Source organism: Siccibacter colletis (genome assembly GCF_025914095.1).
GTDB lineage: Bacteria > Pseudomonadota > Gammaproteobacteria > Enterobacterales > Enterobacteriaceae > Siccibacter > Siccibacter colletis.
Genome location: NZ_CP074352.1, coordinates 2,446,875 through 2,459,331 on the forward strand (window position 1 = coordinate 2,446,875; position 12,457 = coordinate 2,459,331).

Sequence of the window (12,457 nt, forward strand, 5' to 3'; positions counted from 1 at the left end):
GCGTCACGCCGTCGTGTCGTTATCAGAAGGTTTCCCAGTTATCGTCCTGCCCGGCCATCGCCGGTTTTTGTTGGGTTAAGGCCGGCGCGGACGCTGGCAAATAGTCAGCACTGCTTCGTGTTACCGTATCCCTGGCGCTGCGTTGCGCGTTAAGCCGGAATGCTGCCACTGCCTGACTCAGGCGGCTGGCCTGCTCTTCCAGCGCTGCTGCCGCCGCGGCGGACTCTTCCACCAGCGAGGCGTTCTGCTGCGTAACGCGATCCATCTCCGTCACCGCCAGCGCCACCTGGTCAATGCCCCGGCTTTGCTCATCCGACGCGGAGGCAATTTCGCCCATGATGTCGGTAACGCGCGTCACCGCGCTGACGATGTCGTTCATCGTCTCCCCTGCCGATTCGACCAGCACTGAACCGGTATCGACACGAGAGACAGAATCTTCAATCAGGGCTTTAATTTCTTTTGCCGCATTGGCGCTGCGGCTGGCGAGATTGCGCACTTCCCCGGCAACCACGGCGAAGCCACGTCCCTGCTCACCGGCGCGTGCGGCTTCTACCGCCGCGTTAAGTGCCAGGATATTGGTCTGGAAGGCAATCCCGTCGATAACGCCGGTAATGTCGGCGATTTTTTTCGAACTGGCGGCGATGTCGTGCATGGTTTTCACCACGCCATCCACCACTTTTCCGCCGCGGGCGGCAGTTTCCGAGGCGCTGCTTGCCAGCTGCGTGGCCTGGCGGGCGTTATCGGCATTCTGCTTCACGGTGGCGGTCAGCTGCTCCATGCTGGCCGCGGTCTGCTCCAGCGAAGCGGCCTGCTGTTCGGTGCGCGAGGAGAGATCGTTATTCCCGGCGGCGATTTCACTGGTGCCGCTGTAGATAGCATCGGTGCCCTGACGCACGCTGGTGACGGTCGTAATCAGCTCCTGCTGCATATGCTGCACGCTGACCGCCAGCTCGGTGATCTCGTTACGCCCGTTTGCAGCCAGCGTTCCGGTCAGGTTGCCAGCGGCAATCTCGCGAATGTGAGCGATAACGGTGGCCAGCGGGTTTAGCAGGATGTGACGAATGCCGTACCACACCAGCGCCAGCACGATCACCAGCGCCACGGCGAGGATGCCGGTCTGCCATTTGGCGAACTGGTAATCCGCCTGGCTGTCGCTGAACGCCGCCTGATAGATGGCGTCGCCCTGCTTGCTGTAGGCCTCAATGGACTTATCGAGCGCGTTCTGCATTCCCTGGGTAGGCTGGGCAAAGAAGGCATCCATGTTGCCGGTTTCCAGATACTGCACCAGCTCGCCCAGCGCGCCGGCGTATTTCTGGTAATCGCTGTCCAGCGCGGCGCTCACCGCTTCCATGCCCGCGACCGGAGCGATGTTGCGAAACGCCGCATAGCGCTGCCCGGCTTCCGCCAGCGAGGCTTTGGCATTGTTAAGCAGATCGGTTTTGGCGCTGCTCTGCTGGTTGGTGGGGTCCATCATCATGCGCGCCGAGGAGCGGCTTAAGTTAATGCGGGTCTGGAGCATCAGCTCCCAGGTCTGGGTCAGTGCGGCCTGCTGCATGCGCAGGCTATTGGAGGCGGCAAAGCTCTGCTGATTGCTGTTCAGCGAAGAGAAAAAAAGACTGCCGGAAAGGAGCTGTAAGCACGCGAATACAACCAGCACCAACATCAGCAGTGTGACAACCCGGATACGATTCAACATACAACACCTTTCGATTAATTCGTTATCGGTGTTATCGGCATCCGGGAAGGGAACTTTACCTCAAACTACGGGAAATCTGGCGCCCGGCGGGCGCCGCAGAAAGCACCTCAGAAGGCGACATCGACCACCAGAGTATCGGTGTAAGTTCCGCCTGGCGGCGTGGTTTGTGTGGGCAATACCCGGGCGGTGTAGTTATAGGTGCGGCTGAGCTGGTCAGTACTGATTGATGACGAGGCAGTGCTGGCCCAGCGTTCCGTACCGCTGATACCCCAGCGGGTGCTGGTATTGCCCTTATAAACCTCGTAGCTCAGACGGTTTGCCGGCGTGGTGGTTGAGGCCATATTGCGCACGTTGCCGTTGGCATACAGCCCGTTATTCAGCCCCACGGTGTAAGTACTGCCTTTGGTACAGGTGATGACGATATTCTGGCTCACTGCGGCAAAGTTCTGCACCAGCGGCGCGCTGCCGAAGCTCACCGCCGGGGCGTTGATGGTGGAGCAGTCGTTGGTGACGATCACATTCAGCGTCATGCTAAAGGTCGGGCTGCCGGTCTGGGCGGAGAGACAGACCGCTACCCCGGTTTCGCAGATGCTGTAGTCGAGACGGAAGTTGAGCGTCGCCTGGTAGGTGCCGGCGCTGATGTTTTGCCCGGCAACGGTGCGAAAGTAGAACGGCAGCGCGTAGCGTTTGCCCGACAACAGGCCCAGCAACTGGTTGCCGCTCCAGGTATAACTTCCCGCAGTGGCAATCTCCCCGGGCGCAGCGCAGTTGGCCTGGCTGCACACCACGAAAGGAATGCTGTCGGTGTTGGCGGTATTGCGCAGGGTGCCGCGCGTGCCCACCGGGTTAGTCGAACTGACATAGGTCAGGCGAATAAAATCGTTGGTAAGCAGCGTCAGCACCGCAGTACAGTCAAGGTTAAAGGTGGCGCTGGTGTCCAGTACCGTGCTGTTAATAACAAATGACGTACGGGTACCGAACGAGGCGGTGGAAGGCGGCGTCAACGTACAGACGGCCTGCGCCGTCTGACACAACCCCACCAGCAGTAACAGTGCCCAGAGTAAACGGCGCATTAGCGTGACTCCTCTTTACAGATAACCGGCCCGTAGGTACGCAGCTGATGACCGGTATCACTGGCCGCAGCAAAGGTGACGTTGCAGCGTCGTCCGTCCGGGGTCGTGACCGTGAGATGGTTAACGTCGCTGATATTTTCCAGCCAGGCGATGCCGTCGTAGCCGACGATGGCCGACGGCAGCATCGGGCGGATCACCTGGCTCGATACCGGCAGCGGCTCGCCGTTCTCATCATGCAGAATGACGCTGGCGACCCGCTCCTGATCCATCGGGAATTCGATCACGTAGCCGCTGCCGCGTTTGATGGCGATACGGCGCTCGGTGTCTTTGATGCGGGTGTCCGCTGGCAGATTAAGGGTGTTGATGCTGTAGTTCGCCGGGTAGTAAGAGGTCACGCCGCTCACCAGCAGATAGCCATCTTCATCGGTCTGCCCTGCCGGCTGGTTTTCGAAGTTCACCGTGACGTCCGGCTGACCGTTGGTGCTGACCACCGCAAAGGCATCGTTGATCTGGTTGGCAGCGAATACCGATTTATCCATCACCACCAGCGCGCCGCTGGCCTGGCCCCAGCGCGTATAGCTGCCGCTTTCGCCGTAGATGCCGCCCTGTAGCTCAACATCATTATTGCGCCAGCCCAGCGAGGCCTGCTGATAGTCATCGTCACGACTCTGATTGGCATAGGCCAGATCCCAGCTAAAGCCGCCGTCACTCGGCATGGCGTGATTGTAATTAACCCGGGTACTGGTGCCGGTATCACGCGAGTTGTCCACGCTCAGCGCAACGCTGTCGAGGCTGCCGAACGGGATCTGCAGCGACATTGCCACGGTCCAGCCCTCTTTATCCGGGTCGTGACTGGCGGCCACGTAGAAGCTGCTGTCCCAGAAGTTTTTACTCCAGGAGAGGTTGAGCAGCCGGGTCTTTTCATCGTCGAAGCTTCGCACGTCAATGTACGCCGCGCCGAGGTTGCCGTAGCGCCCCATATTCAGGCTGAAGGTGTATTGATCCGAGGTGCGGCTGAGGGTGGAGATGGGCTGACGATTAATATCGTAAACCGGCTGCACGTCGTAGAGCGCCAGGTTGCCGAAGCGGCGGTCGCGCTCGGTATGCTGGGTGCTGATATTGAACCACAAGCCGTTGTACTGATAGCCCCAGTTGACCTGCTGGCCCTGCTCGCCGCGCATCCGGCTCTGGCTGATGGCACCGTTAACCACCCCAAACTGGCCGAGACGAAACATTGACCCTACCCCACCCAGCGCAAGGGATTCAGCGCCTTCGGTGTGGGCTTCGGCGGTCCACCAGTCGGTGACCCCGTAGCGCACCGACCCGCTGCCCGCCGCCGGGCCGTAGTCGAAATCCTTGATGCCGTAGTTGCGGCGCAGTGCGCCGAGGGTAAACGCCCCGTCGGACAAGCCCTGTTTTAACAGGTCGCTGGCGACGTAGAACGGCAGCGTGGTGGAGACCTGTCGCCCCTGCGCATCGGTGGTGACCAGCACCGCATTCCCTGAGCCGTTCACGTAGGGCAGATTGGTCAGGGTGAACGGGCCGGGCTGGAGATCGGTCGAGCCGGAGCGGTAGCCGTTGATGAACACGTCCACGGTGCTCGGCACCGCCGCTTCGCCGGAGAACGCTGGCAGCGGATAGGTGATCAGATCCGGGCGCAGCGAGAAGTCGCGCCCCCAGGAAAGCCCTCCCATGCGCACACTGCTGCTCCAGCTTAGCGAGTCGCTGATGACGTCCCCTACCGACCAGCTTACGGTGTCTCGCTCATCGGTGGCGGTGAAGGTGGTGTCGTAGCGGCGATAGCCGTTGCCCTGACTGGTGTAGCCCCGGAACGTCTGCCGGGCGATACCGGTGCTGGAGAGCGTGCCGACATCGCTGAAAAAACGCAGCTCGTGCCAGAGCGAGGCCTGGCTGCCGCTGTTTTGCGTGTCGTTGGTATAGAAGTCGTAGTTGAGCAGCGCCCCGGTGCTGTTGCGCGGCGCAACGGCTTCCTGATCCTGCCCCAGCGTAATATCCCGCGCCGGCAGCCAGTGGTTGGGTACGGTGAGCAGCAGTCGCTGGCGGGTGCTGTCGTAATCGGTCTGTACCTCCGGCAGGCGCGAGACGTTGACCTCCCCGCCTGCCGGCAGGTGCTCGGCGGGGATACCGGCGCGTTTCAGATCGTCTATCGCCACATAAAAATCGCCCTCGCGGCGGGTAGCCTGCACCAGTTGCCCGGTATCGTAGTGGTTGACCACCAGCCCGAGATGGTACGTGGCGCGGGCGTTGATCGCACGCACATCCGGCGGTGGCGGCAGCGCATCATCCCCGTTCGCCGCCTGCGCGGCAGGAGGCGCCGTGGCGATAACCGTCGCGACCGACAGCGTGGTCAGGGCGCAGGCGCGGTTTGCCATTTTGCATCATGCGCATTGATGGAAGCGGAGAGCTGGTTGGGGCTCGGCGTACCGGCAGGCAGCGGGAAGTTACGCACGCTGTGGGGCAGCACATACCCCAGCAGACCCTGCGCCATCTCCCGCCGCTGGCCGCCCTGGGTGACGGTCACCTTGCTGAGCCGCACATGCACATCGCCCCGGTTAGTGACCTGAACCGCACGCTGGCCGCCATCGTTGACCACGCGCCAGCTGAGATCGCCGGGGTTAACAAACGCGTGGTGCGCCCCGGTGCGCTGGGTCGCCATCCCCTGACCGTAGACGAACAGCGGAATGGAGTAACGCATCTGGAGTTTCAGGCCGATTTTCGGGTCGCGGGCGGCGTCAGGCTGAGGGATTTCATCGACAACGATGCGGTAGGCCTGCTCGATGCCGGCCGGAACGGTGCTCTGTTTAATCAGGCGAATAAGCTGTTTGCTGCCCCCTTCGACCCGGACAATCGGCGGGCTGGCCACCACATCCTGCTGCTGCTCGTAGCGTTCGTTGCCATTCTCCTGCCGCCAGCGAACGATGCGCACCTGCATGGTCGTGGTCTGGTTGCCCTGGTTCTGCAACCAGAGTTCAGCGGCTTTATCTTCCGGGGCAAAATAGGGGTCGATAGGCCAGATTAACAGGTTGCTGGCAGCACCAGCCTGCCCGGCGATGAGCAAACCGCTCAGCAAGGCGCATGCGGATAACCCACGTGGTGTCATGTCACTTCTCCCTGATTACCACGACAATGTCACGGTAAGTTGATCGGTATAATTTCCTGCCGGGCTGAACCCGGTTAACTGCGCCGCGCCAAAGATGGGCAGCGTAATGTTATTGCTGTTGGTGTAACTCAGTGAGACCGGCTGGTTGACACCGATCTCGGTATTGGCAGCCAGCGAACTGCTGGTATAGAGCCGGTACGGAACCACCTGGGTGCCGCCGTTGCGCAGCATACGCCGTACCGTCGAATAGTTCTGGCCGCCATTGATGCTCATACTCAGCGCCACGCCTGGCGTACAGGCCAGCGACAGCGAGGTATTGGGAATAAAGCTGGTCGTCACCCGGCTGCCGTCCACCCCACTGCGGGTGCCGAAGTTCAGGGTGCCGTATACCCCGCCGGTACCGCTGGTGACGGAGCAGCCGGGTGTGATGGTGGCACTCACCTGAAAATTCTGCGTGGTGATGCCGAACGCGGCTGCGCTGCTCAGCAGCAGCGTTCCCAGAATCGCGTAGCGGCACATTTCGGGCAAAACGCTCCCCTCGACAGCCCCGAAGGGCTGCCTGTCGATTGACGGTTACCACCTGAAGAGTGATTAGTAGGTTACGCTGACGTTGATGGTGTCGTTGTATGTGCCCGGCACCACAGTCACGCTGTTACCGCCGCCGGTGATACGGCCATAGATGGTGTAGCTGTCAACGCCGCCTGCGGTGGACGCCGCCGGAATTGAGGTGTTGTTGGCAATCACGTTGTTGAACGCGCTGTCGCTGTAGAGGCTGTAGGCCACGCCCTGCGCCGCGTTAGTGGTGTTGATCATGTAGCGTGCCGGGGTGCCCGGAGTACCGACCACCGTGCCCGGCGCAGTGTTGGTGCTGCCGGTGATCTGGACGGTGTAGTCGGTCGTCGTACACTGAATGGTGAAGGTGTTACCGCCGTTGGCACCGGTCAACTGCGTGGTCAGAGTGCTGAAGGTAGCAGCCTGGGTACCAAAGTTCAGGGTACCGAAGTTAATACCGTTCTGACTGGGCGAGCCGTTGATCAGGCAACCGTTAGTCAATGTCAGCGACGCCGTAATCGTCCCGCTGCTGGTCACCGCATGGCTCACTGAAGTAGCGAGCAACAAGCTGCTGGCGCTAAGCGCAAGTAAAAGGCGTGAGTTCATCATACTTACCTCGTGTTGACGATGCCGCCGGCATCCCTGGTTTCGATTAGCCTTCAGAATGTTTCTGGATGTGCCAGATGTTAAAGATTGTTAAAAAAAATTTAGATTAGGCAGGCCAAAATCACCATCAAAACAAGCGCAGCTCAGCACAGAGGCGTACAAAGAAGAAAAATTATTTATAACAAAGGGTTAATGAGGAAAAGTGAGTGAAAAAGAGGTCAAAAAAGAGGATATATTCATTAGTCTGTGATCGCAGTCACATTTAATGAAAGTGGTTACTGCAACAAAAAAAGCGGAGAGTTTAGCGGTACTTAAAGAAGCGGTGCGATACCTTAATGTATCGCACCGTAAATAGTTACGCGACGTGCGCAGCGGCGGTGTCGATCAGGGCCATCTCTTCGCTGTTGAGCAGCTTCTCGATGTGAACCAGGATCAGCATCCGCTCGCCTACCGCACCGAGGCCGGTGAGGTATTCGGTAGAGAGGGTCACTGCGAATTCCGGCGCCGGGCGGATCTGATCGGCATTCAGCGACAGCACGTCAGACACGCCGTCAACCACGATGCCCACCACGCGCTGGCCGAGGTTCAGCACGATCACCACGGTATTGTCGTTATACTCGACGTCCTGCTGATTGAACTTTACGCGCAGGTCGACGATAGGCACGATAACACCGCGCAGGTTGGTCACCCCTTTAATAAACTCCGGGGTGTTAGCGATGCGGGTCACCTGGTCGTAACCGCGGATCTCCTGCACTTTTAAAATATCGATACCGTACTCTTCATCCCCGAGGGTGAAGACCAGGAATTCCTGGCCTGACGGCTCGCCGGCCAGTTTTGTCACGTTGCTCATACCGGTCATGTGTTTACCTTCTTAATCTCAAAATCAGGCGGCAGCGCCCGCCACACGTTGTTCACGGTTCAAACCCTGCAGGGCAGAAATATCGACGATCAGCGCCACGCTACCGTCACCCAGAATGGTGGCAGCAGAGATGCCAGGCACCTTGCGATAGTTGCTCTCCAGGTTTTTCACCACCACCTGGTGCTGACCAATCAGCTGGTCCACCAGCAGCGCGTAACGACGTCCCGCGCTTTGCAGAATCACCACGATGCCCTGGGTCGCTTCGGTTTTCGCACCCTGAACATTAAATACTTTCCACAGCTCGACCAGCGGCAGGTACTCACCGCGGACTTCCAGCACGCGCTCGCCTCCGGCCAGCGGATGCAGATCGTCCTCCAGCGGCTGGAGCGATTCCATTACCGCATTGAGCGGCAGGATGAAGACTTCGTTGTTCACTTTCACTGACATGCCGTCGAGGATGGCGAGGGTCAGCGGCAGCAGAATACGGATGGTCGTGCCCGCGCCCTGCTTAGACTGGATCTCAACGTGTCCACCCATCTCCTGGATGTTACGTTTCACCACGTCCATGCCCACGCCACGGCCGGAGACGTCGGTCACCTGCTCAGCGGTGGAGAAGCCCGGGGCGAAGATCAGCATGCCCACTTCTTCGTCGGTCATGTTTTCGCTCACCGCCATGCCCTGGGACATCGCCTTCGCCAGAATACGCTCGCGGTTCAGCCCTGCGCCGTCGTCGGTGACTTCAATGCAGATGTTCCCGCCCTGATGTTCAGCGGCCAGGATGAGGTTACCCACCGGGGATTTACCCGCGGCTTCGCGTTTTTCCGGCGACTCAATGCCGTGGTCGAGGCTGTTACGCACCAGGTGCGTTAACGGGTCGATAATACGTTCTATCAGGCTCTTATCGAGTTCGGTAGAGCTGCCCTGCAGGGTCAGTTCGACCTGTTTGCCGAGTTTACCGGCCAGATCGCGCACCAGACGCGGGAAGCGGCTGAAGACGTATTCCATCGGCATCATACGGATGGACATCACCGATTCCTGCAGATCGCGGGCGTTACGTTGTAACTGACTCATGCTGGTGATCAGGTCGCCGTGGGTGACCGGGTCCAGCTCATTAGAGCGCTGGGCCAGCATCGACTGGGTAATCACCAGTTCGCCGACCAGGTTGATCAGCTGGTCAACCTTCTCTACCGCAACACGGATGCTGGTGGATTCACTGGCGCGCGCGGCAGGTTTGTTTTCACGTTCGGCGCGTGGGGCTGCGCCCTCCGTCGGCACCGCTTTCAGCGCCGGGGCCGCTGCCGGAGCAGGGGCCGGTGTTTCCACTGCGGCAGGGGTTGCGGCTTCCGCCGGAGCCGGTTCAAAGGCAATCTGATCCGGTTCGATGACGAAGCACAGCACCGCCGTGATGTCGTCTTCGCTGATACCGCCGATGGTCGCACTCAGGGTGTCGCTGCCCTTCTCGATCTGCGTCAGGGTGCCGAGGTTGCCAAGCTCCTCCAGCAGCACGTCCACTTCCCCCGCCTTGAGCTTGCTCAGGGTGACGCGCAGTTTGCCGTCAGCGCCCGCCGGTGCGGCATCGGCCACCACCGTCAGCTGAGCGGCATGTGCCGCAGCGGCCGGGGCTTCACCTTTCGCTTCCAGCGCAAGTTGACGCAGCGCCTGGCAGATATACTCGAAGCTGGCCTGATCTGGCTGCTCTGAGCTTTTATAGGCGTCGAGCTGTTCTTGCATAATATCTTTGGTTTCCAAAAACAGGTTGATGATATCGGTGTTCAGTTGCATCTCACCGCGGCGTGCTTCATCCAGCAGGTTCTCCATTAAGTGCGTGGTTTCCTGCAAAATGGTGAACCCGAAGGTTCCGGCTCCCCCCTTGATGGAGTGTGCGGCGCGAAAAATTGCATTGAGCTGTTCGGAATCAGGTGCTTCCGGCACAAGATCCAGCAGGTGCTGCTCCATATCCGCTAACAGTTCGTCAGCTTCGTCAAAAAATGTCTGATAAAAATCGCTGATATCCATGCTCACGGTATCACCTCGTACCTGGTTGTTGCTGTGTCGGTTCTGTTACCGGGGGCACGGCTCCCGGTTGTTCAATGGCGCTCAGTGACTGGTTTTCGCTTTCTGCGTTTTCGTGCACGATTGCCTCTTCGGACTTCTTGTTCAGTACCAGCAGACTGATACGGCGGTTAAGCGCTGCATCAGCCCCCTGATCCGCCAGGCGCATGGTGGCAGCCATCCCGACAACGCGCAGTACTTTGCCGTCATCAAGGCCGCCGACCACCAGCTCGCGGCGCGAGGCGTTGGCGCGGTCCGCTGAAAGTTCCCAGTTGCTGTAGCCGCGCTCACCGCCTGCATACGGCAGGTCATCGGTGTGCCCGGACAGGCTGATTTTGTTCTGAATGCCGTTCAGTACCGGGGCGATAGCGCGCAAAATGTCGCGCATGTAGGGCTCTACTTCCGCACTGCCGGTTTTAAACATCGGTCGGTTCTGGCTGTCGATAATCTGAATACGCAGCCCTTCCTGCACCAGGTCAATCTTCAGGTGCGGGCGCAGTGCACGCAGTTTCGGGTCGGCTTCAATCAGCTGATCCAGGTCGCCGCGCAGCTTGCGCAGGCGGGTGTCATCCATGCGCTTTTTCAGCTCGTCGATGTTGGGCTGCTTTTTCACTTCGCCCTGCTGCTGCGTGACGTCATCCCCACCGCCCGGAATCGGACTCTCACTGTCGGCAATACGCTGACCACCGGTGATGGCCTGGGCAAGCGGCGTGCGGAAGTAGTCCGCAATCTGCGTCAGCTCCTTCGGACTGGCGATGGAGATAAGCCACATCACCAGAAAGAAGGCCATCATTGCTGTCATAAAGTCAGCGTACGCAATCTTCCAGGAGCCATGTCCGCCGCCGCCGCCGTGACCTTTATGTTTGCGCCGTTTTACGACGACAATGGGTCTGCTTTGATGCTTCATGCGTCCTCTGTCACCTGCTGTTGGTTAGGCGATCTCACGGCGCGCACGTGCTCTTCCAGCTCGATGAAGGAAGGACGTTCGCTGGAGTAAAGCGTTTTACGACCGAACTCAACCGCGATTGGCGGCGCGTAACCATTGAGGCTGGAGAGCAGCGTCACTTTCACGCACTGCATCATCTTGGTGGTTTCGGCGCTTTTCAGGCGCAGTACGCTGGCCAACGGTGAAATAAAACCATACGCCAGCAGAATACCGAGGAAGGTTCCCACCATCGCGTGAGCGATCAGCGCCCCCAGCTCTGCTGCCGGACGGTCCGCCGAGGCAAGGGCGTGAACTACCCCCATCACCGCCGCCACGATACCGAATGCCGGCAGGGAATCCCCGACCATCGCCAGGCTGTTCGCCGGCACTTCACATTCGCTTTCATGGGTTTCGATTTCTTCATCCATTAATGCTTCAATTTCAAAGGTATTCATATTTCCGCTAATAATCAGACGGAGATAATCAACGATGAATTCGAGCATTACGGTGTCAGCGAGAATACGCGGATAGCTGGCGAATATTTCGCTTTCTTTTGGATTTTCAATATCACGTTCGAGGGAAAACATTCCCTGCTGACGAGATTTAGCCATCAGGCGATACAGCAGCGCCATCAGGTCCATATACATACTTTTGGTATACTTGGAACGGCGAAATAACAGCGGCAGCGCCTTAAGCGTGGCTTTAATAGCCTTGCCGTTGTTACCCACAATAAAAGCACCAATACCCGCGCCGCCGATAATGACTAATTCCGCCGGTTGATAAAGTGCCCCAAGGTGTCCGCCGGTCATCATATAACCGCCGAATACTGTTCCGATTACGACCAGATAACCTATTAAAATCAGCACGACATCATCCTTACGCTGTTGAATACATTGAGGAGTTGCAGGTGACGCCCGTTTATGGGGTTCGTTGGGGTAAAAAAAAGCAGCGGTAATTGCTTACCGCTGCTGGAGTGTTCACCACACCGAACTGTTAAACGGCCTTTTCGACCTGTTCATCCAGCAGTTGTGGATTAATATCGGCACCTTCCCGGGAAAGTTTACGTCTTTTTACCGCGCGGGAAGGAGGCTGGCACAAACTGCAGGCGAAGCTGCCGGCAGGCTGATGCGCGTGGGTAATGAAATTGCCGTTACAGGAGTTGCAACGGGACAGCTCAAGCATGCCGCTCTCGACAAAACGCACCAGCGTCCAGGCGCGGGTAAGCGCCAGGAGCGGCCCGTTCTCCTGCTCGGGGCACTGCTCAAGGTACAAACGGTAGGCTTTGATAACCGCATCAACACCGGTACATAAACCAGTGCGCAGCAGGTACTGCCAGGCGTTACAGAACATGGAAGCGTGGATGTTTTGCTCCCAGGTCATAAACCAGTCAGTGGAGAAAGGAAGCATCCCTTTCGGCGGAGGGCTCCCACGCAGTTCTTTGTAAAGCTTAATTAAGCGTCCGCGGCTTAACTGAGTTTCACTTTCGAGCATTTGTAAACGCGCACCCAGCGTGATTAATTCCATTGCCAGCTGGATGTCGCGAGCTTCCTGAACAATACTCTTCTCGCCCATG

At 58.8% G+C, this 12,457-nt stretch carries 11 protein-coding genes; all 11 read right to left on the bottom strand.

Annotated elements, in window-relative coordinates; genetic code table 11:
• Nucleotides 1-22 precede the first annotated feature (22 nt).
• Nucleotides 23-1,696, bottom strand: coding sequence for a methyl-accepting chemotaxis protein II (tar, locus tag KFZ77_RS11870; protein WP_264384308.1), 1,674 nt, complete (start codon nucleotides 1,694-1,696; stop codon nucleotides 23-25).
• A 107-nt stretch (nucleotides 1,697-1,803) separates the two neighbouring features.
• Complete coding sequence (locus KFZ77_RS11875; RefSeq protein ID WP_264384309.1) at nucleotides 1,804-2,769, bottom strand: Csu type fimbrial protein; 966 nt, start codon at nucleotides 2,767-2,769, stop codon at nucleotides 1,804-1,806.
• Nucleotides 2,769-5,162 carry a fimbria/pilus outer membrane usher protein gene (locus KFZ77_RS11880; protein WP_264384310.1) on the bottom strand — a complete coding sequence of 798 codons (2,394 nt, stop codon included), beginning with the start codon at nucleotides 5,160-5,162 and terminating at the stop codon, nucleotides 2,769-2,771. The genes KFZ77_RS11875 and KFZ77_RS11880 overlap by 1 nt, the downstream gene beginning before the upstream one ends.
• The gene (locus KFZ77_RS11885) at nucleotides 5,138-5,890 is read right to left on the bottom strand and encodes a fimbrial biogenesis chaperone (protein ID WP_264384311.1); all 753 of its coding nucleotides are present in this window, start codon (nucleotides 5,888-5,890) and stop codon (nucleotides 5,138-5,140) included. Before KFZ77_RS11885 ends, KFZ77_RS11880 begins: the two co-directional genes overlap by 25 nt.
• A 15-nt stretch (nucleotides 5,891-5,905) precedes the next feature.
• Complete coding sequence (locus tag KFZ77_RS11890; RefSeq protein WP_264386185.1) at nucleotides 5,906-6,409, bottom strand: Csu type fimbrial protein; 504 nt, start codon at nucleotides 6,407-6,409, stop codon at nucleotides 5,906-5,908.
• A 72-nt stretch (nucleotides 6,410-6,481) separates the two neighbouring features.
• Entirely contained in the window at nucleotides 6,482-7,048 is a 567-nt protein-coding gene (locus tag KFZ77_RS11895; protein ID WP_031521151.1) for a spore coat protein U domain-containing protein, read from the bottom strand.
• A gap of 355 nt (nucleotides 7,049-7,403) precedes the next feature.
• Nucleotides 7,404-7,907: a chemotaxis protein CheW gene (gene cheW / locus KFZ77_RS11900; protein ID WP_024549656.1), complete on the bottom strand. Its 504-nt coding sequence runs from the start codon at nucleotides 7,905-7,907 to the stop codon at nucleotides 7,404-7,406.
• A gap of 24 nt (nucleotides 7,908-7,931) precedes the next feature.
• Nucleotides 7,932-9,923, bottom strand: coding sequence for a chemotaxis protein CheA (gene cheA / locus KFZ77_RS11905; protein ID WP_264384312.1), 1,992 nt, complete (start codon nucleotides 9,921-9,923; stop codon nucleotides 7,932-7,934).
• A 10-nt stretch (nucleotides 9,924-9,933) separates the two neighbouring features.
• Nucleotides 9,934-10,866 (bottom strand): flagellar motor protein MotB, encoded by a 933-nt coding sequence (motB, locus tag KFZ77_RS11910; RefSeq protein WP_031521147.1) that lies wholly within the window; start codon nucleotides 10,864-10,866, stop codon nucleotides 9,934-9,936.
• Nucleotides 10,863-11,750 carry a flagellar motor stator protein MotA gene (gene motA, locus KFZ77_RS11915; RefSeq protein WP_031521145.1) on the bottom strand — a complete coding sequence of 296 codons (888 nt, stop codon included), beginning with the start codon at nucleotides 11,748-11,750 and terminating at the stop codon, nucleotides 10,863-10,865. Before motA ends, motB begins: the two co-directional genes overlap by 4 nt.
• Nucleotides 11,751-11,877: 127 nt before the next feature.
• Nucleotides 11,878-12,456, bottom strand: coding sequence for a flagellar transcriptional regulator FlhC (flhC, locus tag KFZ77_RS11920; protein ID WP_031521143.1), 579 nt, complete (start codon nucleotides 12,454-12,456; stop codon nucleotides 11,878-11,880).
• Between the last annotated feature and the right edge of the window lies 1 nt (nucleotide 12,457).

Excerpts from the sequence above, each read along its gene's own strand:
- flhC (WP_031521143.1), bottom strand. The coding sequence starts at position 12,456 with ATGGGCGAGAAGAGTATTGTTCAGGAAGCTCGCGACATCCAGCTGGCA.
- KFZ77_RS11880 (WP_264384310.1), bottom strand. The coding sequence starts at position 5,162 with ATGGCAAACCGCGCCTGCGCCCTGACCACGCTGTCGGTCGCGACGGTT.
- KFZ77_RS11895 (WP_031521151.1), bottom strand. The coding sequence starts at position 7,048 with ATGAACTCACGCCTTTTACTTGCGCTTAGCGCCAGCAGCTTGTTGCTC.
- motB (WP_031521147.1), bottom strand. The coding sequence starts at position 10,866 with ATGAAGCATCAAAGCAGACCCATTGTCGTCGTAAAACGGCGCAAACAT.
- cheA (WP_264384312.1), bottom strand. The coding sequence starts at position 9,923 with ATGGATATCAGCGATTTTTATCAGACATTTTTTGACGAAGCTGACGAA.
- KFZ77_RS11885 (WP_264384311.1), bottom strand. The coding sequence starts at position 5,890 with ATGACACCACGTGGGTTATCCGCATGCGCCTTGCTGAGCGGTTTGCTC.
- KFZ77_RS11875 (WP_264384309.1), bottom strand. The coding sequence starts at position 2,769 with ATGCGCCGTTTACTCTGGGCACTGTTACTGCTGGTGGGGTTGTGTCAG.
- tar (WP_264384308.1), bottom strand. The coding sequence starts at position 1,696 with ATGTTGAATCGTATCCGGGTTGTCACACTGCTGATGTTGGTGCTGGTT.
- cheW (WP_024549656.1), bottom strand. The coding sequence starts at position 7,907 with ATGACCGGTATGAGCAACGTGACAAAACTGGCCGGCGAGCCGTCAGGC.
- KFZ77_RS11890 (WP_264386185.1), bottom strand. The coding sequence starts at position 6,409 with ATGTGCCGCTACGCGATTCTGGGAACGCTGCTGCTGAGCAGCGCAGCC.